Origin of the sequence: Microbacterium sp. ZW T6_19, from assembly GCF_044987465.1 — a bacterium.
GTDB classification, from domain to species: domain Bacteria; phylum Actinomycetota; class Actinomycetes; order Actinomycetales; family Microbacteriaceae; genus Microbacterium; species Microbacterium natoriense_A.
In genome coordinates this window covers 19,421-37,767 of sequence record NZ_JBJDRH010000010.1, presented here as the reverse complement: position 1 = coordinate 37,767, position 18,347 = coordinate 19,421, and the positions used below count along the sequence as shown (strand labels likewise).

The following is an 18,347-nucleotide window of genomic DNA, read 5'->3' as shown; positions in this document are numbered from 1 at the left end:
TACACGAAAGGGCGCCTCGACCGGGAAGGTCGAGGCGCCCTTTCTTGCGCTCCAGGTCAGCGCACGGATGCCGTCAGCCGCTGAGAGAACCGCTCATCCGTGCTCAGAGAAGCCGCCGCGCGCGCGAGCGCGGCCGCATCCGCTCCCCCGTCGCCGAGTGCGAGCAGAGCAGCACCGAGCACGGGCGGAGCGTCGACGATCTCCAGGTTCGCACGCGGCGCCCGCTCTGCGAGTCCGATTGCGATGCTCTCGAGCAGCAGCGGATCCCTGGCCCGTGCGACCCCGCCGCCGAACACGACGGGCACGTCCTGGTCCTGCAATCCCAGACGTGCGATGCAGGCCGCGACGTACGAGACGACCTCGTCGCCCTGTCGCTGCACGACACCGCGCGCCACCGCATCGCCTGCCAGCGCCGCGTCGAAGATGAGCGGGGCGAGCCGCGCGAAACCGTCGTCGCGCCGTCCCAGGTGCACATCTTCGATGAGCGCGCTGACGCTGGGAGCACCGACCGCGTCGAGAAGCATCGCGTGCAGACTCGTCGACGGGCCTCGGCCGTCTTCCGCCCGTGCGGAATGCCAGACGACGGCGTCGCCCAGTTCGCTCCCTCCGCCCCAGTCGCCGGAGAGCGGGCCGAGGGCGGGGAACCGCACGACGGCGCCGTCGCTGCGGACGCCGATCGCGTTCATGCCGGTGCCGCAGATGACGGCGACCGCGTCCGCCGCGTCGGTGCCCGCCCTGAGCAAGGCGTGCAGGTCGTTCTCGGCGACGTGCGGCCCTCGAGCCCAGGGCAGATGCTCGATCGCACTGCGGAACGCGTCGATCTCATCGGGCAGGTCGAGGCCGGAGAGGTAGAGCCCGACATGCGCCAGGCGCCGAGTGTCGCGACCGTCGAGCACGAGGTCGACGAGCGCGTCGATGATGCGCACCGACTCGTCGAGTCCCTCGAGCTGCGGGCTCGAACCGTGCCCGCGCTCCCACGCGAGCACGGCGCCGTCGGTGTCGAGCAGTACGACGTCGGTCTTGGAGCCGCCGCCGTCGACTGCGAGGATCAGATCGGATTCGCAGGTCACGCCCACTCCAGGAATCGGGAGTTCGCCGTGAGCAGCAGATCGGTGAGCTTCTCGGCCCGATCGTGCTGCAGCACGAGCGGATGGGCGCGCATGGCGCGCAGCACCCGGTCGCGCCCGCCGTGGAGCGCGGCGTCGAGGGCGAGGCGCTCATACCCGGCGACCGCGCTGATGAGCCCGGTGATGTCGTCGGGCAGAGCCGCGACGGGCTCGGCCACGAAACGGCCGCCGACGTGTCGGGCGGGCACTTCGATCACGTGATCGTCGGGCAGGAAGGGCAGCACACCGTCGTTGCGCAGGTTCACCACGCGCGGCAGATCCGTACCTCCGCGGATCGCGATGAGAAGCTCGATCGCCGCTTCGGAGTAGAACGCGCCGCCGCGTCTCTCGAGGATCTCGGGCTTGGTGTCGACGGCGGCATCCGCATAGATCGCGAGCAGCTCGTGCTCGATCGCCCGCACCTCCTGCGCCCGCGTGGCCGCGTGCCTCTGCTCGTGCAGCACCTCGTCGTGCGCATAGTAGTAGCGCAGGTAGTACGAGGGGATCACGCCGAGCTGCGCCAGGAGCGCAGGAGCCAGCTCGACCTCGTCGGCGAGTTCGCCGAGGCGCGTCTCGAGAGCACGGGGCAGCGTGTCGACGCCGTCGACGAAGACACCACGCTCCCAGGTGAGGTGGTTCAGGCCCACGTGGGCGAGCGTCACGCGATCGGCCTCGACACCCGCCTCCGCCGCGAACCGGCGCTGGAACCCGATGGCGACGTTGCACAGCCCGACGGCACGGTGACCTGCCTGGAGGAGCGCACGGGTGACGATGCCGACCGGATTCGTGAAGTCGACGATCCAGGCGTCCGGCTTGGCATGCGCTCGCACGACGTCGGCGATGCGCAGCACCACCGGAACCGTGCGCAGCGCCTTCGCGAGCCCGCCGGGGCCCGTCGTCTCCTGGCCGATGCAGTCGACGTCGTGCGGCCAGCTCTCATCCTGCTCGCGGGCGTCCTGACCGCCGACGCGCAGCTGGACGAGCACCGCATCCGCATCGGAGACACCGGCGACGAGATCGCTCGTCGTCGTCAGGCGACCGGGGTGGCCGCCACGGGCGAACATGCGTCGTGCCATGCCGCCGACCAGATCGAGCCTCGTCTGATCGGTGTCGACGAGGACGAGCTCTTCGATCGGAAGCTCCTTCTGAAGCCGGATGAAGCCGTCGATCAGCTCCGGGGTGTAGGTCGATCCACCGCCGACGATGGCGAGTTTCATCTGCTCTCCTTGTGCTCTCTGTGTTCGTGACCGGTGGTCACTGCGTGGGGATTCGGTCTTCGAGGCGGGTGCGGATCTGCTCGACGACGAGACTGCGCGCGCCAGCGAGCACGGCGCTGTCGCCGGTGCTGCTGAGGCGGACCTCCGGCATCGGGCGCTCGTCGCTGCGCGTGCGCGCCGCGACGAGTTCCGCCAGACGCCCGCCGCCTGCCAGCGAGGTGGGACCGCCCAGCACGACCAGCTGGGGGTCGAGCACCGCGAGCACGGGCTCGATCGTCACGGCGATCCGCTCGGCGATCGTACGCAGTGCGCCGTCGTCGGCGGCGAGCGCGGCCAACCCCGCCGGATACCGGGGAGCACCCGCCAGCTCCGACACGAACGCGGAGCCGAGCAGGGACGTCGTCACCGCCCCCGGTTCACCAGGGCCTGCCGAGACGGTCAGATAGCCGATCTCGCCCGCTCCGCCATGGGCTCCGCGGTGGATGACGCCGTCGAGATCGATGCCGATACCGAGACCCACGCCGATCCACAGGAGTGCGAAGCTGCCGGCCTCCTGGGCGACGCCGAACGAACGCTCAGCCATCGTCGCGAGATTGACGTCGTTCTCGAGCATCGCAGAGACGCCGAGTCCGGTCTCGATCCGAGCTCGGGAACCGGAAGAGGGCCAGCCGGGCAGCGAGTCCGTGAGCGAGAGCGTGTCGGCGTCGCCGCTGACGGCGGCCTGGAGTCCGACGACGACCGTCTCGACGGTGCGACGGTCCACGCGCGACGCGGTGCAGGCGGCATGGATCGCGCGTCCGACGTCTCGTTCGGGCGAACGATGCTCGCCGTGCGTGGGCACTTCCACGGTCGGATGCTCGGCACCGAGCGCATCGACGAGGACCGCTTGGATGCCGTCGTCGAGCATGTTCACGGCGACTCCGGTGACCTGGTCGTCGCGAACGCCCCAGCTCACCGCGCTGGGACCGCGGCTGCCGGCGACCTCGCCGACGGGGTGGAGCAGTTCGGCGCGCTCGAGCCGTGCGATCATCTGGGTCGCGGTCGGCTTCGACATCCCCGACAGCTCGCCGAGGCGACTGCGGGTGAGAGCGCCGTGCTCGAGGAACAACCGCAGCGCCTCGCGGTCGTTGCGCAGGCGCAGCCACGACGATGTCCCGGGGTCGATCTGCGACATGGTTGCTCCTTTCGCTGCTGGTGGGTGTACTGCGAGTCGCTCGAGCGGCGCGCCCTCGGGAGGAAGGCGGGGCGTCGGCACGATTCGAATCGGTGCGGTGTCAGAGGCCGCCGAGTTCGGCGCGGACCTCGTCGCGCAGACGTCCGAGATTCTCGGGTTCGGGTGCGGCGGCGAGAAGGGTCCTCGTGTAGTCGTGCTGAGGGTTCAGGATGACCTCGTCCGCGGGGCCCCGCTCGACGACGTCGCCTTTGTAGAGCACCATGATCTCGTCGCTGAAGTGGCGGGCGGTCGCAAGATCATGGGTGATGTACAGGACGCCGAGGTTCTCTTCCCGCTGAAGATCGGCGAGCAGATTCAGCACTCCGAGCCGGATCGACACGTCCAGCATCGACACGGGCTCGTCGGCCACGATGAATCGCGCCCCCGGGGCGAGCGCCCTCGCGATCGCCACCCGCTGCCGCTGCCCGCCCGACAACTCGTGCGGTCGTCGATCTGCGAACGACTCGGCCGGGGAGAGGCGCACCCGCTCGAGGAATTCGAGAGCCCGCTCGCGGACCTGAGCCCCCGTCAGCCGCGGATGGTGGAGGCGGATCGGACGCTCCAGATGGTGCACGATCGTGTGGAACGGGTTGAGGGACGCGAACGGATCCTGGAACACCATCTGAACCTCGGACCGATACGCGGCCAGTTCTCGCCCTCGTCTGCCCGTCGCCTTCCCGTCTAGCAGAATCTGCCCCGATGTCGGCGTCTCCAGCTTCATCAGCATCCGCGCGATCGTCGACTTCCCCGAGCCCGACTCCCCCACCAGCGCGACCGTCTTCCCCGCCGCCACCGTGAACGACACGTCCTTGACCGCGTGCAGCGATGAGGTGCGGAAGCCGGAGCGCAGATGGAAGTCCTTGACGAGGTTCCGCGCCTCCAAGGCCGGTGATGTCCCTGCTGCCGTCTTCATGCTCATCGAACGCCCTCCTGGCTCGCACCCGTACGCACGAAATCACCCCGCGCACCTGTCAGGGACGGGAAGCTCGAGAGCAGCCGCTTCGTGTACTCGTGCTTCGGAGTTCGGTAGATCTCCTCCGCCGTGCCCTCTTCGACGATCTGCCCCTGCAGCATCACCGCGATCCGGTCGCTGATCTCGATCAGCATCGGCAGATCGTGCGTGATGAAGATCACCGCGAACCCCAAACGCTCCCGCAGCCGCATGATCTCTCGGATGATTCCACGCTGCACCACGACATCCAGCGCGGTCGTCGGCTCGTCCATGATCATCACCTGCGGGTCGAGCGCCAGCGCCATCGCGATCATCATGCGCTGCCGCATGCCACCGGAGAGTTCATGGGGAAACGACGACAATCGAGCAGGGTCGACCCCGACGAGCGTGAGCAGCTCCTCCGCCCTCGCCTGCTTGTCCCGCCGCGACATCCCCCGACGATGCGTGTCGAAGATGTCGAAGATCTGCGCCCGCACGTCGATCACGGGGTTCAGAGAGTTCATCGCTCCCTGGAACACCATCGAGATCTTGTCCCACCGGAACGCCCGCAGACCCTCTCCGTCGAGACCCACGACGTCGATGTCGATCCCTGAGCGGTCGTGGAAGGTGATCGACCCGCTCGTCATGAGCGCCGGCGCCTTGAGAAGGCGGTTCACCCCATAGGCGAGCGTCGTCTTCCCGCACCCGGACTCTCCTGCGAGTCCGAGGATCTCACCGCGATTCAGGGTCAGCGAGACGTCTCGCACGGCCTGCACAGGCGGATCCACCTCGTATTCGATCGATACATTCCGCGCCGTCAGAACGGCCTCGGAAACGCTCATGCGATGGCCTCCTCTCCGCCGATGCCTCGCCCGGAGCGACGGGCACGGCGCTGGCGGCGGGCCGCGGCGGGCGCCAGCCGGAGCTTCGGATTCACGATCTCGTCGATCGCGAAGTTGATGAGAGACAACCCCGTACCGATCAGCGCGATGATCGCGCCCGGCGGCACGAACCACCACCACGCGCCGCTGCCGACGGCCTGGCCCGTCTGCGCATCGTTGAGCACGGTCCCCAGCGTGATCGATCCCGTCGGCCCCAGACCGAGATAGGAAAGACCGGCCTCCCCCAGCACCGCGAAGATGACGCCGAAGATGAGCTGGGCCGCCAGCAGCGGCACGAGATTGGGCAGGATCTCGACGAAGATCACCCGCATCGGCCGCTCCCCAGCGACCACGGAGGCGGCGACGTAGTCGCGTGTCCGCAACGAGCGGGCCGTGCCCCGAAGCACGACCGCCGACCCTGCCCATCCGGTGATCCCGAGCACGAGCGCGACGAGCAGCGAACTGCGAGCCAGCGCTCCGAGCCCTTCGGTGTGCTGCACGTAGGCCGCGATGACCATGACGAGCGGCAGACCGGGGATCACGAGCATGATGTTCGTCAGCAGCATCAGGATCTCGTCGAGCGCCCCTCCGAAGTACCCGGCGAGCACACCGAAGATCAGGGCCAGCAGCAGCGCGACGACACCGGCGACCGCGCCGACGAACAACGACCCCTGCGTGCCGACAGCGACCTGGGCGAGCACGTCGTAGCCGAGCTTCGTCGTGCCCAAAGGGTGCGCGAGGCTCGGCGGCAGCAGCGGATCGAAGCCCGCGTCCCGCGGATCGAGCGTGAGAAGCGGGCCCACGAGACCGAACACCACGATCGCCGCGATCATGACGATGCCGGTGATCAGCTTGCCCGACAGAGGGGGAAGGGTCCGCCGGGCTCGTGACACCGCCAACGCGTGCGTGGTGTCGGCAGGCGCCGTGAGGAGATCAGCCATTGCGTCGCACTCTCGGGTCGATGAAGCCGTACAGGAGGTCGATGAGGAAGTTGGCGGCCAGCACCGTGAGCGTGATCACCAGGAACACACCCTGCATCAGGGCGTAGTCGAGTCCCTGCACCGCCTGGATCATCAGCTTGCCGATGCCCGGATAGCTGAAGACCTGCTCGGTGACGATGGAACCGGCCACGACGAAGCCCAGCGCGATCCCGAATCCTGCCAGGCTCGGAATCGACGCGTTGCGTGCCGCATAGGCGCTGCGGATGCGGGACGGCCTCAGCCCTTTCGCCTCGGCCGTGAGCACATAGTCCTCGGCCATGGTCTGCACCATCATGTTGCGCATCCCCAGGAGCCAGCCGCCGACCGAAGAGATGACGATCGTCGCGGCGGGCAGCAGAGCGTGCACGAACACGCTTCCGAAGAACGGCAGACTCCATTCCGGCCCCGACGGATACTCGAACACGTCGTAGGCGCCGATGATCGGCAGCATCCCGAGCTGCACCGAGAACACGGCCACCAGAACGAGCGCCAGCCAGAAGTACGGAACGGACTGCAGGAAGGTGGTGACCGGCACGAACTGGTCGACCCAGGTGCCGCGGAACCAGCCCACCCACGCCCCGCCGATGATGCCGAGGACGAACGAGATGATGGTGGCCGCTCCCACGAGCGTCACCGTCCAGGGCAGCGCCTGGCCGATGAGCTCGCCCACCGGGGTCGGGTATCGGGTCGAGGAGACGCCGAGATCACCGTGCAGCATCCGACCCCAGTAGGCGAGGTACTGCTCCCACAGACTCGATCCCTTGTCGCCTCCGAGCAGTGCGGTGACGGCGTCGACCGTCTCCTGCGACAGCTGACGTCCGCCGCGGCGGAGCTTTCCCAACATGATCGCGACGGGGTCACCCGGCAGGATGCGGGGCAGGAGGAAGTTGAGGGAGATGGCTGCCCAGAGCGTCACGAGATAGAACACGATGCGGCGGATCCAGAACTTCATGCCATCCTCCTCTCCAGGGATCGATCCACGGGAATTCCCTACTTCTTCGCCGGACGCAGGTGCGTCAGGACGACGGCGGATGCCGTGGACAGATACGGCAGCGGCGCCGCGTACATGTCGTCGGTGGTCGGCCATCCGGTGAAGTCCGAGGTGTTGAAGAACGACTGCGAGGCGTTCAGCACCACCGGGATGTACGGCAGGTCGCGCGCGATCTCCGTCTGGATCGTCGTGTACGCGGCCTTCTTCGTGGCCTCGTCAAGAGTGCTGCCGGCCTGGACGACCGCGGCATCGACGACCGGGTTCGTGTATCGGGCGTAGTTCTGGCCCTTCTCGGGGGTCTGTCCGACCTCGGCGGTGGCGGGCGTGGCGAAGTACTGGTCGTAGTTCGAGTAGGGATCGGCCACGAGCGACTGCGTCAGACCGTACAGCGCGAGCTGGAACTGGCCGTTCGCGACCTGGCTCCAGTACTCGGCTTCGGAGACCGTGCGCGCGTTGACACGGATGCCCGCTTTCGCCGCCTGAGCGCTGATCAGCTTGGCTGCGTCGTTGTAGTCCGTCCACCCGTCCGGCGAGAAGAGATCGAGTTCGATCGGCGTCCCGCCCTTGCCGTAGAACCCGTCATCGTCCTTCGTGTAGCCCGCAGCCTCGAGGATCTCGGCCGCAGCAGCGGCATCCGCCTCCTGCGGACTCTCGGCGAGCTCGGCATCGCCGAGCCACTTCTCGTCGCGAGGCAGCAGGGCGAAGCTCGGCGAGGCGACTCCGGAGAGGCCCGCGAACGCCTTGTCGGTGATGGCGCCGCGGTCGATCGCGACGTTCAGCGCCTGCCGCACTGCGAGGTCGGTCTGCGCGCCCTCGCAGCCGAGGGAGACGTCGGCGCACGTCGTGATCACCGTCGGGTCCTGCTGCTGATTCATCGTGCTGATGTGCCCGTTCGAGGTGATCCCGTCAGGATTCGCGACGAACTGCCCCACCCAGTCGAGCTTGCCCGTCTTCAACAGATCCTCGGACGACTGATTCGAGTCGATGCCGACGTCCTGCACCTCTTTGACATCGGGTTCGCCCTCGCGGAACAGCGGGTTCGCCTCGAGCGTGTACGCCGCCTCCGTGAATGCCTTGAGCTTGTACGGGCCCGAGCCGATCGGGTTCGGGTTGGTCTCTGCGAGGACGTCGGTGATGTCGGCCCAGATGTGCTCGGGGATGATCCATGTGGAGCCGAGGATCATCGACGTGGACGTGAACTTCGGGGTCTTGTACGTGACCACGACGGTCGTCGCGTCTGTCGCGTCGGCCGACACCATGTCGGGGTCGAGGTTGGACGCGTACCCGAGGCTGAACGCGACGTCCTCGGCGGTGAGGTCTTTGTCGTCGCTCCATTTCAGGTCGGGCTTGATCTTGATGGTGAGCACTGTGCCGTCGGCGTTGAACTCGTAGGAGTCCCCGATGAGGCCGACGGGGTCGTCTGCGGACAGCTGGTTGAAGAAGAACAGCGGCTCGTAGATCGCGCCGTACGTCATGTGCGTGGCCGTGTCGACCGCGAACGGGTTGAAGTTGTTCGCGATGGGGGTCATCGACCCCGACCAGATGCGCAGGGGTCGATCTGCGGACGGGCTGTCGCCGGTGGGGGCGCATCCGCCGAGCGCGAGCGCGAGCGCGGCGGCGCCGGCGACGAGAGGAAGGGTCTTCCTCCAGCGGTTGTCGAGCATGGGAACCTCGTCTCAAGGGCTTCGTTGACTGTTGTCGAGCAGAGCGGATGAAGTCCGTCTCGAAGCGAGGTTATAGTAAAGGTTCTTTCCGGTAAAGACCTTTCCGATTATTTTGTAAAGATTATTTTCTGAGCACCACGCGGGGCTGACGCCGCCCGGTGCGACGCAGGAGCCGCTCAGTACCAGATGTCTAGCGACGGGGCGGGGAAAGACGCGAACGCCCGGTCGAGGCGCTCTACGACTCCGGGGTCGGCGTCGATCAGTCCGGCACCGTGGAGTGCGGAAGCCGAGACTCCGCCCGCGTAGAGAGCCGACAGCGCGGCCACGCCGAGCCGGGCGTCGACGGCGTCATCCGCGGCGGACTCGACGACGGCGGCGCCCGACTGGTCGATTCGCAGACGCCAGTCCCCCGCCGTGAAGCCGAGCGGATCCTCCACACGCAGCACCGTGTCGAGCGGAGCAGACCAGTGTCGCGCGGCGAGAGCAGTCGGCAGGTCCAGGATGCGCAGCCAGCCGTGGTCGTGCACGGTCTGCACGACACCGCGCGGGTCGGCGACGAGCCACGGAAGCGGGTCGTCCGTCGGACGCAGATCGGCGGTCACGTCGTCGACCAGGTCGTGCTGGAGCGCGAAGCGCCACAGCGCCGCGGTGGCATCCGGCGTCTCGGCGACGAGCATCCGCACGTGCAGACCGAAGCGGAAGGAACCGCCCTTCTCGGAGAGCGTGTACACGAGCACGCCACGGAGCTCGCCCTCGTCGTCGAGGTACCGCACGCCGCGCACCCTGTCGCGCTCGGTGTCGGAGGGAGACAGTCCCGCGAACCCCTCCCAGCGCGTCCGCCACCCGGGGATCTGCCCCGGGCGGCGCAGCCGTGCGCGTTCATGAACCGCAGCCAGATCATCGGCGAGCTGCTCTCGTTCGCGGTACTCGATCCTCCCGGAAGGCGTCGGCCCCGCCCAGCCGGCCCGACGTGCGTCGATGTCGAGTCGCACCGTGGGAACCGCGGCCCCGAATCCGTACCGCCCGTAGATCGTGGCCTCGGAGACCGTGAGGCCGGCCACGGGCACTCCCGCCGAGGCGGCCGCACGCAGTTCGCCTTCGAGCAGGGCGCGCGCGATCCCGCGGCGGCGGTGGGTCGCCGCGACCGTCACCACGCTGATCGCCCACATGTCGACGGCGGCGCCGCCGGGCACCGTGAGCGGAGTCACCCAGGAGTTCACGGTCGCGACGGGGAAGTCGGCCGCGGGCGAGGCCGGGTCGTACACCGCCGCGTTGCGCCTGGCCTGGAACGGCGCCTGCCCGAACGCCAGGGCCTGCGCGTCGGGCTCATCACCGAGGAATCCCCGCGAGACCGCGCGCTGGTAGCTCTGCGCGGTCGCTTCATCGCTCAGATCGGCGAGTCGATAGTCCAATCCGGCTGCGGCCAGAGTCTCGGCGGAGACGGCATCGACGGGAACAGCGCGCGCATCGAGGGAGGTCATGCCTCCACCCTACTGACGGTGTGCGACGCCGAATCAGTGCTGGGCGGCCTGCACCTCGCGCAGTCGCGCGAAGACCTGGTCGCGGAGCTCCTCAGGAGCCGTCTCCTTGCAGGCGCGCGCGACGACCTCGGTGAGGGTGGTCGCGACGAGAGCCTCATCCCGGCAGGACGGGCAGCTCTCGAGATGCTCGCGGATCTCGGTGTGCTCGGTCTTGCACACTTCGTTGCGGAGGTACTCCTCCAGATCCTGACGCGCCTTGTTGCAGCCGCAGTCGCTCATTTCCTGCTCCTCGTGTCAGCCGCGGCGATGCCCCGCTCCACGGCATAGTCGGCCAGCAGCTCCCGCAGCATCCGCCTGCCACGGTGCAGACGGCTCATCACGGTGCCGATGGGGGTCTTCATGATGTCGGCGATCTCCTGATAGGCGAATCCCTCGACGTCCGCGAGGTACACAGCCAGCCGGAAATCCTCCGGCACGGCCTGGAGAGCGTCCTTCACGACGGATGCCGGCATCCGGTCGATCGCCTCCGCCTCCGCTGACCGGCTGTGCGAAGCCGTCGTCGATTCGGCGCCGCCGAGCTGCCAGTCCTCGAGTTCGTCGATCGTGCCCTGGAACGGCTCGCGCTGCTTCTTGCGGTAGATGTTGATGTACGTGTTGGTGAGGATCCGGTACAGCCACGCCTTGAGATTGGTGCCCTGCGTGAAGGTGGCCCATGAGCCGTATGCCTTCACGAAGGTCTCCTGTACGAGGTCGGCGGCGTCGGCCGGATTGCGCGTCATGCGCATGGCAGCGGCGTACAGCTGATCCATGTACGGGATCGCCTGCTCCTCGAACTCGCGCCGAGGGTCGCTGACCGTGTCTGCGGTTGCGGTGTCATCCATCACCGGCCAGTCTAGGACGCTGAGGTCGACCGACTCGCGCTCAAGCGTTGCGAGCATGCTCTCTCCTTCTCGGCGAATGCCGGTCCCGATCCGTCGGGCCTGCATCCGCGTTCACTAAAGTGGGAACCGATGAGCGCCAACAGGTATTCCCCTCCCCTCGTCCAGGGCGTCTACGCCGCGCCCGCCGCCGAGGGCGCCGTGCGCGCCACGGTCACGATCCCCGGCTCGAAGTCGCTGACGAATCGCGAGCTGATCATCGCCGCGATCGCCGACGGCCCCGGCCGGCTGATCTCGCCGCTGCACTCGGACGACTCGCGTCGCATGGTCGACGCGCTGCGCGCTCTCGGCGTCGGCATCGAAGAGGTGGATGCCGGAAGCGAGTTCGGCCCCGACCTCGTCGTCACCCCCGCGAAGCTCGGAGGCGGCACGACGATCGACTGCGGACAGGCGGGTACGGTCATGCGCTTCATCGCACCTCTCGCGGGGCTCGCACAGAACGATGTTCACCTCACGGCGCACGAGACTGCGCTGCATCGCCCGATGGGCGGCCTGATCAGCGCTCTGCGCGACCTCGGCGTCGACATCGACGACGAGGGCACCTGGGCCCTGCCGTTCACGATCCGCGGTCACGGGCGCATCCGCGGCGGGCGCGTCGAGATCGACGCCTCCGCCTCCAGCCAGTTCGTCTCAGGGCTGCTTCTCGCCGCCCCCCGTTTCGACGTCGGTCTGCACCTGGTCCACACGGGTGAGCACCTGCCGAGCCTCCCGCACATCGACATGACGATCGAGGCCTTGAGCCGCCGCGGCATCCGCATCGAACGGCCTGCGACCGGCGAATGGCTCGTCGAAGCCGGGGTTCCCCGCGCCAAGGAGATCGCGATCGAGCCCGACCTCTCCAACGCCGCACCGTTCCTCGCCGCCGCCCTCGTCACCGGCGGCGCCGTGTCGGTGACGGGCTGGCCCGTGCATTCGACGCAGCCTGGGCATCTGCTGCCGGAGATCCTGCAGGCCATGGGCGCCCACGTGGGCCGTCACAGCGGCACGCTCACCGTACGCGCCGGCAGCGGGATCCACGGCGTCGACCTCGATCTGTCGGCCGCCAGCGAACTCACACCGACGCTCGTGGGCCTTGCGGTGTTCGCCGACGCCCCGACGACCATCCGCGGCATCGGGCACATCCGACTGCACGAGACCGACCGGATCGCGGCGCTGATCGAGAACGTGCGAGCCCTCGGCGGCGAAGCCGAAGAGCTGCCGGACGGCCTGCGCATCATCCCCCGGGAGCTGCACGGCGGCACGTGGGCCGCGTATCACGATCACCGCATGGCCACCACGGGTGCACTGATCGGCCTCCGGGTGGCGGGAGTCGAGATCGACGACATCGGCACCACCGCGAAGACCCTCCCGGAGTTCACCCTGCTCTGGGAGCGGATGCTGCGAGGCGACTCCGCGTGAGCTGGCTCAACGACGACGACGAACTCGACGACGACTTCGACGAGTACGACGAGTCGAGCATCCGCTCCCGCCCCAATCCGAAGGCGAATCGGCCGCGCACGAAACGGCGTCCGGCCCACGAGGACGCCCGGATCGGCCGCGTGCTCGGCGTCGACCGCGGGCGCTATTCGGTGCTGATGGGCGAGGACACCCCCGAGGAGCGCACGATCACCGCCACCCGCGCGCGTGAGCTGCGTCGCACGCCGATCGTCACCGGCGATCGTGCCCGCGTCGTCGGAGACACCTCGGGCGACGAAGGCACGCTCGCCCGCATGGTGGGCATCGTGGAGCGCACGTCCCTGCTGCGGCGCAGCGCGGACGACACCGATCAGGTCGAGCGCGTCATCGTGGCCAACGCCGACCAGATGCTCGTCGTGGTCGCCGCGGCCGACCCGGAGCCTCGAGCCCGACTGGTCGACCGCTACCTGGTCGCGGCGCTCGATGCAGGCATACGCCCTCTCCTCGTCGTGACCAAGACCGACCTCGCCGACCCGTCCGACTTCCTGAAGCACTTCGACGGGCTCGACGCCCTCCGCGTGTTCACGAGCGCCACGGGCGACATGCCGCTCGACGAGATCGGCGCCGCGCTGATCGGGCACTCGACCGTCTTCGTAGGACACTCCGGCGTCGGCAAGTCCACCCTCGTGAACGCGCTCGTGCCGAGCGCGGGGCGCGCGACCGGCCACGTCAACCAGGTGACGGGGCGCGGGCGGCACACCTCCTCGTCGACCGTGTCACTCCGGTATCGCACCCCTGCGGGCAGCGGCTGGGTCATCGACACGCCCGGTGTGCGCTCCTTCGGACTCGGGCACGTCGAACCGCAGAACATCCTCGCGGCTTTCACTGAACTCGCCCTCATCGCCGAAGACTGCCCGCGCGGCTGCACCCACCTCGCCGACGCCCCCGATTGCGCACTCATCGAGGCCGCGGAGCGCGGCGAGCTCGGCGAAACGGGACGTGCCCGTCTCGACTCCCTTCAGCGGCTGCTGCAGACCTTCGCGGACAAGGCCGAGCAGACACCCGGCCGGTAGGCTGTGCAGGTGACTGTGCGACTGGAACCCGGAACCGCTGCCCCTGACTTCGCCCTGCTCGACCAGGACGGCGGCACCGTCCGCCTGGCGGACCTCCGCGGCGAGAAGACGGTGCTCTACTTCTACCCGGCGGCGATGACACCCGGCTGCACCACGCAGGCGTGCGACTTCCGCGACAGCATCTCGTCGCTGCAGGGCGCGGGCTACCGCGTGATCGGGATCTCCCGCGACGAGCCGGCGAAGCTCGCCGAGTTCCGCGACCGCGACGGTCTCACCTTCACGCTCCTGAGCGACCCCGACCATTCCGTGCACACGGCCTACGGGGTATGGGGCGAGAAGATGAACTACGGCAAGATCATCGAAGGCGTCATCCGCTCGACCTTCGTGCTCGACGAGCAGGGAATCATCGAGCTCGCGCTCTACAACGTCAAGGCAACAGGGCACGTCGCACGCCTGCGCAAGCTCCTCGGCATCGACTCCTGACGCCCGCCGGCGGCTCAGGCCTCGGGGGCGCGTCCGCCTTCAGCTCTCGCGCTCGCGATCAGGAGCAGGAATCCCGCGACGCCCGGCAGCCCCACGCCGAGCACGAACGGCCACACGACGGGTTGCACGGTCAGCGCCGCGAACGCGATCGCGACGGCCAGCACCTGGAACACGATCCCCCCCGACCGCGCCCACGATCGTCCGGCTCGCGCGCCGAATGCGAATGCGAGCAGCGCGACCGCGCCGATCAGGGTCAGCACGATGAGGGCGAGGGCGGTGGGCAACGACGATGCGTCGCCCGCTCCGACTCCGAACAGCTCGATCAGCGCGAACACGATCAGCGCCGCCCCTTCGACGGCCAGCACGGCTGCCGCCGCGAGAGCGAGTCCTGGTGCACGCACGATGTCTCCTGGGAATCGAATGAGAAGGAGGAAAAGTCTTGATTTCGAAACATTCATGTAACAGAATAGACAAAGTCATGTGCTCCCACAGCGGCGTGGGGCGGGCTTTCTGCTCGCATCACAAACAGCGGGCATCCGCCCGCATCTGAACAGGGTAGCTGAACCCCGATCTGCCGCCCCAATCCGAGACGTCGCTCAGCGACATCTCATGAAATCCACACCGAGGAGCCCCCATGGACTGGCGCGACAAAGCCGCCTGCCTGACTGTCGACCCCGAGCTTTTCTTCCCCGTGGGGAACACCGGCCCGGCCGTCGACCAGATCGAGAAGGCGAAGTCCGTCTGCGCCACCTGCACGGTGACCGAGATCTGCCTGCAGTACGCCCTCGAGACCAGCCAGGACTCGGGCGTCTGGGGAGGCCTCTCCGAAGACGAGCGCCGCGCCCTGAAGCGCCGCGCCGCACGCGCCCGCCGCGCGTCCTGACCTGCACGACGAAACGGCCCGAGATCCTCTGGATCCCGGGCCGTTTTCTTGTCGATCAGATTCGAGGCAGGTTCCGGTCGGCTGTCGCGACCGGCACCTGCCTCGGCTCACTTCTTCAGCCAGCGCAGCGGGATGTCGATGACGACTTCGGTTCCCTCTCCCTCGCTGCCCTTCCACTCGATCGTGCCGCCGAGCTCGCCCTGGATGAGGGTGCGGATGATCTGAGTGCCGAGTCCCTGGCCGATACGGCCCTCGGGCAGGCCGCTGCCGGTGTCGATCACCGTGACATGCAGGTTCTCCTCCGTTCGGCTGGCGTCGATCGTGACGACGCCTTCTTTGCCGGCCAGTCCGTGCTCGACGGCGTTCGTGACGACCTCGGTCAGCGCGAGAGCCAACGGCGTCGCGTACTCACTCGGCAGGACCCCGAAGCGGCCCGTCGACTGCGTGCGCGCACGCGTGTTCGGCGCCGACGCGACCTCGGCGACGAGCTTGAGGACCCGGTGGAAGACCTCGTCGAAGTCGACTTTCTGCGCGAGCCCCTGGGCGAGCGTGTCGTGCACGACCGCGATCGCGTCCACACGACGCATCGCCTGGGTGAGGGCGTCGCGCGCCTCCTCGGAATGCGTGCGACGCGCCTGGATGCGCAGCAGCGATGCGACGGTCTGCAGGTTGTTCTTCACCCGGTGGTGGATCTCGCGGATAGTCGCATCCTTGGTGATGAGCTCCTGCTCCTGGTGACGCAGCTCCGACACATCGCGGCAGAGCAGAATCGCACCGATGCGGGTGCCGTGGTCCTTCAGCGGGATGGCGCGCAGCGACACCGTGACTCCCCGCGCCTCGATGTCGGTGCGCCACGGAGCGCGTCCGGTGACGACCACGGGAAGCGACTCGTCGACCTGACGGGAGGGTGGCACCAGACGTGTCGTCACCTCGGCGAGGGACTGCCCCTCGAGCTCATCGTCGAAGCCCATGCGATTGAAGGCCGACAGGGCGTTCGGACTCGCGAAGGTCGTGATGCCGTCGACATCGATGCGGATGAGACCGTCTGACGCGCGCGGCGCTCCGCGGCGCGGTGACGTGGGTGCGGCGAGATCGGGGAAGCTCCCCTCAGCGATCATGCGGAACAGGTCGTTCGCGCACTCGTCGAAGGTGATCTGCTGACGCGAGGGCGTCCTCGCCTCGCCGAGGTTCGTGTGCCTGGTCACCACGCCGATGACCGACGCAGGCTCGTCCGATCCCCTGCGCTCGTTGACGATCGGAACGGCACGCACTCTGGTCGGAGTCTCCTCGAACCAGTCGGGAGAAGACGAATCGACGATCTCCCCCGACTCGAACGCGCCCTGCACCTGCGTGCGCCACTGCGGCCGCACCCGCTCCCCCACGATGTCGCGGTAGAACAGGGTGGCCGCACCGCTCGGACGCGCGTGCGCCACCGCGATGAACGAGCCGTCGTCGGTCTGGATCCAGACCACGATGTCCGCGGACGCGAGGTCTGCGAGGAGCTGACCGTCGCCGGCGAGTCGATGAAGCCATTCGACATCGCTGTCGGTCAGGCGGCCCTGGGCCTGGGCGAGATCACTGAGTGTTGACACCCCCCAAGCCTACTGGGGGCGCGTCTCGGCTCCGGCGGTTCAGAGCACCGCGAGAGATGCGGCGCGCCAGCGCCGATCGAGGCCCTCCAGGCGGATCGCCACCGCGCGCGTCCGACCGGGCCCTGCCACGATCACGACGGCTTCGACCACGCCGTCGGCGGGGTCGGAGGTGCGGATAGACCGGATCTCGAAAGTCGGGCGCGCAGGCGAAACCCCCCTCGCACTGCGCGCCCTCGCCGACAGATTCGCCCTGGTCACCAGGCTCCGGAAGGCGTCTTCGTTGAACCAGCGGGCGAGCTGATCGACTTCTCTGACCCCGGCGAGCACTTCGAGAACGCCCTGGGTGAGACTGCGCAGCAGCGGAACGGGATCCGGCAGGTCTGCGCGGGGCGTCGGCTGCGGTGCGAAATACTCGTGAAGCGTCATCGTCTGTGCTCTCCGTCGGGGAAGATTGCCGCCAGTACAACACGCACCGAGGCCGCTGTGAGCCGCAGCGGCGATCATTGTGGATAACTCGTACATGCATCTGCGAGGTCGCCTACGCTCTATCGAATGCGATGGGACCGAGTTTTCGAGGATCTCGAGGGCCAGCTCGCCTCCGAGTGGGAGGCCGAGCGGGCGGCGCTCGACGCCGAGTCCGAGCGCCTGCGGATCTCGCGTCTGGACCTCCGGAGCAGGCTGCGGATGCTGTGCTCCGCAGGGGCTCCGGCCGTGCTCACGCTCGCGGGCGTCCATCGGCTTCCCGTGCGTCTCGTCGCGCTCGGCGCGGATTGGGTCGCCGCGTCCGATGTCGTGTCCGACGGCCCCCGGGTGGCGACGTCGATCAGGATCATCCCCTTGCACGCTGTTCGCGGCATCGCCGTCGACCACGGAATGCTCCTCACGAGCCTCGAGGAGCAGAGCGAGCAGTCGGCTGCCCTTCGGGAGCGGATGACACTCGGATTCGTGCTGCGCGATCTCGCGCGTCGCAGAGCCACTGTGCGAGTCAGCACGGCGGACGGCGAGGAGCTGCACGGCACGATCGACCGCGCCGGCGCCGACCATCTCGATCTGGCCCAGCACGAACCGGGAAGTGCGCGGCTCGCAAGCGCCGTCTCAGGCTTCCTGATCGTCCCGCTAGACGCGGTCGTCGCCGTCCAGACGGCCGGAGATCACATGCCCTGAGGCGCGGATGGCCCCCACACCTCGGGGAAGCTCGCCTCGTTGGCCTGCCGCCACAGCGCCATCCGCCTCGCCTCCTCCGACTGCTCGGCGAGATACTCGGCGAGGCTGGATTCCTCGATGCGCCACCGTGCAGGCGAACCCAGCTGGGAGCCTCTGAGACGGCCCTCGTAGACCAGTGCGATCACCTCGTCGACCTCGATGCTGAGGAGCTCAGCGACCTGGGCGGGCGCAAGGAAGCGCGGGGCGGACGAGGAACCAGGCATGCCACCATTCTCCCCCGCCCGGGCCGGCGCGCGGCCGCGCACCACCACCTGTGGATAACTTTCGAGCCGGACGCGCGATTTCTGTGACCATG

At 68.3% G+C, this 18,347-nt stretch carries 20 protein-coding genes; 5 read left to right on the top strand and 15 right to left on the bottom strand.

The features are described 5' to 3' along the window. Positions 1-56: 56 nt before the first annotated feature. From ACI3KT_RS14890 to ACI3KT_RS14840, 11 genes are all read right to left on the bottom strand, one after another. Positions 57-1,070, bottom strand: a complete 1,014-nt coding sequence (locus tag ACI3KT_RS14890) for an N-acetylglucosamine kinase (protein ID WP_404905231.1) — start codon at positions 1,068-1,070, stop codon at positions 57-59. Beyond that, a complete protein-coding gene (locus tag ACI3KT_RS14885) occupies positions 1,067-2,323 on the bottom strand; it encodes a 6-phospho-beta-glucosidase (protein ID WP_404905228.1) in 1,257 nt (418 codons plus the stop codon). Before ACI3KT_RS14885 ends, ACI3KT_RS14890 begins: the two co-directional genes overlap by 4 nt. 37 nt (positions 2,324-2,360) lie before the next feature. Further along, the gene (locus ACI3KT_RS14880) at positions 2,361-3,497 is read right to left on the bottom strand and encodes an ROK family protein (protein WP_404905225.1); all 1,137 of its coding nucleotides are present in this window, start codon (positions 3,495-3,497) and stop codon (positions 2,361-2,363) included. A 100-nt stretch (positions 3,498-3,597) separates the two neighbouring features. Further along, positions 3,598-4,455 (bottom strand): ABC transporter ATP-binding protein, encoded by an 858-nt coding sequence (locus tag ACI3KT_RS14875; RefSeq protein WP_404905222.1) that lies wholly within the window; start codon positions 4,453-4,455, stop codon positions 3,598-3,600. Beyond that, a complete protein-coding gene (locus tag ACI3KT_RS14870; RefSeq protein ID WP_404905219.1) occupies positions 4,452-5,309 on the bottom strand; it encodes an ABC transporter ATP-binding protein in 858 nt (285 codons plus the stop codon). Before ACI3KT_RS14870 ends, ACI3KT_RS14875 begins: the two co-directional genes overlap by 4 nt. Further along, a complete protein-coding gene (locus tag ACI3KT_RS14865; protein WP_292905321.1) occupies positions 5,306-6,289 on the bottom strand; it encodes an ABC transporter permease in 984 nt (327 codons plus the stop codon). Before ACI3KT_RS14865 ends, ACI3KT_RS14870 begins: the two co-directional genes overlap by 4 nt. Continuing rightward, entirely contained in the window at positions 6,282-7,280 is a 999-nt protein-coding gene (locus tag ACI3KT_RS14860) for an ABC transporter permease (RefSeq protein ID WP_292905323.1), read from the bottom strand. The genes ACI3KT_RS14865 and ACI3KT_RS14860 overlap by 8 nt, the downstream gene beginning before the upstream one ends. A gap of 38 nt (positions 7,281-7,318) precedes the next feature. After that, the gene (locus ACI3KT_RS14855) at positions 7,319-8,983 is read right to left on the bottom strand and encodes an ABC transporter substrate-binding protein (RefSeq protein WP_404905217.1); all 1,665 of its coding nucleotides are present in this window, start codon (positions 8,981-8,983) and stop codon (positions 7,319-7,321) included. Positions 8,984-9,159: 176 nt separating this feature from the next. After that, positions 9,160-10,464, bottom strand: coding sequence for a GNAT family N-acetyltransferase (locus ACI3KT_RS14850; RefSeq protein WP_404905214.1), 1,305 nt, complete (start codon positions 10,462-10,464; stop codon positions 9,160-9,162). A gap of 33 nt (positions 10,465-10,497) precedes the next feature. Then, entirely contained in the window at positions 10,498-10,743 is a 246-nt protein-coding gene (locus ACI3KT_RS14845; RefSeq protein WP_292905329.1) for a zf-HC2 domain-containing protein, read from the bottom strand. Then, positions 10,740-11,402, bottom strand: coding sequence for a sigma-70 family RNA polymerase sigma factor (locus tag ACI3KT_RS14840; protein ID WP_373426284.1), 663 nt, complete (start codon positions 11,400-11,402; stop codon positions 10,740-10,742). Before ACI3KT_RS14840 ends, ACI3KT_RS14845 begins: the two co-directional genes overlap by 4 nt. Positions 11,403-11,474: 72 nt before the next feature. Here ACI3KT_RS14840 and aroA point away from each other — a divergent pair, with 72 nt between their 5' ends. Genes aroA through bcp form a run of 3 tightly spaced genes read left to right on the top strand, consistent with a single transcriptional unit; the run spans position 11,475 to position 14,353 of the window. Further along, a complete protein-coding gene (gene aroA / locus ACI3KT_RS14835; RefSeq protein WP_307295947.1) occupies positions 11,475-12,800 on the top strand; it encodes a 3-phosphoshikimate 1-carboxyvinyltransferase in 1,326 nt (441 codons plus the stop codon). Then, on the top strand, positions 12,797-13,870 hold the full coding sequence (gene rsgA / locus ACI3KT_RS14830) for a ribosome small subunit-dependent GTPase A (protein ID WP_292905333.1): 1,074 nt from the start codon (positions 12,797-12,799) through the stop codon (positions 13,868-13,870). The genes aroA and rsgA overlap by 4 nt, the downstream gene beginning before the upstream one ends. A gap of 9 nt (positions 13,871-13,879) precedes the next feature. After that, positions 13,880-14,353 carry a thioredoxin-dependent thiol peroxidase gene (gene bcp, locus ACI3KT_RS14825; RefSeq protein WP_292905335.1) on the top strand — a complete coding sequence of 158 codons (474 nt, stop codon included), beginning with the start codon at positions 13,880-13,882 and terminating at the stop codon, positions 14,351-14,353. Between the two features lie 14 nt (positions 14,354-14,367). Here the strand turns inward: bcp and ACI3KT_RS14820 are convergent, their stop codons facing one another. Then, positions 14,368-14,754 (bottom strand): hypothetical protein, encoded by a 387-nt coding sequence (locus tag ACI3KT_RS14820; RefSeq protein WP_307295941.1) that lies wholly within the window; start codon positions 14,752-14,754, stop codon positions 14,368-14,370. A 233-nt stretch (positions 14,755-14,987) separates the two neighbouring features. Here ACI3KT_RS14820 and ACI3KT_RS14815 point away from each other — a divergent pair, with 233 nt between their 5' ends. Next, positions 14,988-15,236 carry a WhiB family transcriptional regulator gene (locus tag ACI3KT_RS14815; protein WP_067198513.1) on the top strand — a complete coding sequence of 83 codons (249 nt, stop codon included), beginning with the start codon at positions 14,988-14,990 and terminating at the stop codon, positions 15,234-15,236. Positions 15,237-15,343: 107 nt separating this feature from the next. On the opposite strand, the gene ACI3KT_RS14810 is transcribed toward ACI3KT_RS14815, so the two are convergent. Together ACI3KT_RS14810 and ACI3KT_RS14805 are read right to left on the bottom strand one after the other, a co-directional pair. Further along, positions 15,344-16,828, bottom strand: coding sequence for a sensor histidine kinase (locus tag ACI3KT_RS14810; protein WP_292905343.1), 1,485 nt, complete (start codon positions 16,826-16,828; stop codon positions 15,344-15,346). A gap of 39 nt (positions 16,829-16,867) precedes the next feature. After that, positions 16,868-17,254 carry an Rv3235 family protein gene (locus ACI3KT_RS14805; protein ID WP_045259292.1) on the bottom strand — a complete coding sequence of 129 codons (387 nt, stop codon included), beginning with the start codon at positions 17,252-17,254 and terminating at the stop codon, positions 16,868-16,870. Positions 17,255-17,380: 126 nt separating this feature from the next. Between ACI3KT_RS14805 and ACI3KT_RS14800 the strand changes: the two genes are divergently transcribed. Further along, positions 17,381-17,992, top strand: a complete 612-nt coding sequence (locus tag ACI3KT_RS14800) for a hypothetical protein (RefSeq protein WP_404905211.1) — start codon at positions 17,381-17,383, stop codon at positions 17,990-17,992. Here the strand turns inward: ACI3KT_RS14800 and ACI3KT_RS14795 are convergent. Next, entirely contained in the window at positions 17,980-18,255 is a 276-nt protein-coding gene (locus ACI3KT_RS14795; RefSeq protein ID WP_292905349.1) for a helix-turn-helix domain-containing protein, read from the bottom strand. The two genes, ACI3KT_RS14800 and ACI3KT_RS14795, sit on opposite strands and share 13 nt — an antisense overlap. Between the last annotated feature and the right edge of the window lie 92 nt (positions 18,256-18,347).

Bases quoted from the DNA above. Each gene is read 5' to 3' on its own strand.
- ACI3KT_RS14885 (WP_404905228.1), bottom strand. From the start codon at position 2,323: ATGAAACTCGCCATCGTCGGCGGTGGATCGACCTACACCCCGGAGCTG.
- ACI3KT_RS14880 (WP_404905225.1), bottom strand. From the start codon at position 3,497: ATGTCGCAGATCGACCCCGGGACATCGTCGTGGCTGCGCCTGCGCAAC.
- ACI3KT_RS14875 (WP_404905222.1), bottom strand. From the start codon at position 4,455: ATGAGCATGAAGACGGCAGCAGGGACATCACCGGCCTTGGAGGCGCGG.
- ACI3KT_RS14870 (WP_404905219.1), bottom strand. From the start codon at position 5,309: ATGAGCGTTTCCGAGGCCGTTCTGACGGCGCGGAATGTATCGATCGAA.
- ACI3KT_RS14865 (WP_292905321.1), bottom strand. From the start codon at position 6,289: ATGGCTGATCTCCTCACGGCGCCTGCCGACACCACGCACGCGTTGGCG.
- ACI3KT_RS14860 (WP_292905323.1), bottom strand. From the start codon at position 7,280: ATGAAGTTCTGGATCCGCCGCATCGTGTTCTATCTCGTGACGCTCTGG.
- ACI3KT_RS14855 (WP_404905217.1), bottom strand. From the start codon at position 8,983: ATGCTCGACAACCGCTGGAGGAAGACCCTTCCTCTCGTCGCCGGCGCC.
- ACI3KT_RS14850 (WP_404905214.1), bottom strand. From the start codon at position 10,464: ATGACCTCCCTCGATGCGCGCGCTGTTCCCGTCGATGCCGTCTCCGCC.
- ACI3KT_RS14845 (WP_292905329.1), bottom strand. From the start codon at position 10,743: ATGAGCGACTGCGGCTGCAACAAGGCGCGTCAGGATCTGGAGGAGTAC.
- ACI3KT_RS14840 (WP_373426284.1), bottom strand. From the start codon at position 11,402: ATGCTCGCAACGCTTGAGCGCGAGTCGGTCGACCTCAGCGTCCTAGAC.
- aroA (WP_307295947.1), top strand. From the start codon at position 11,475: ATGAGCGCCAACAGGTATTCCCCTCCCCTCGTCCAGGGCGTCTACGCC.
- ACI3KT_RS14815 (WP_067198513.1), top strand. From the start codon at position 14,988: ATGGACTGGCGCGACAAAGCCGCCTGCCTGACTGTCGACCCCGAGCTT.
- ACI3KT_RS14805 (WP_045259292.1), bottom strand. From the start codon at position 17,254: ATGACGCTTCACGAGTATTTCGCACCGCAGCCGACGCCCCGCGCAGAC.
- ACI3KT_RS14800 (WP_404905211.1), top strand. From the start codon at position 17,381: ATGCGATGGGACCGAGTTTTCGAGGATCTCGAGGGCCAGCTCGCCTCC.
- ACI3KT_RS14795 (WP_292905349.1), bottom strand. From the start codon at position 18,255: ATGCCTGGTTCCTCGTCCGCCCCGCGCTTCCTTGCGCCCGCCCAGGTC.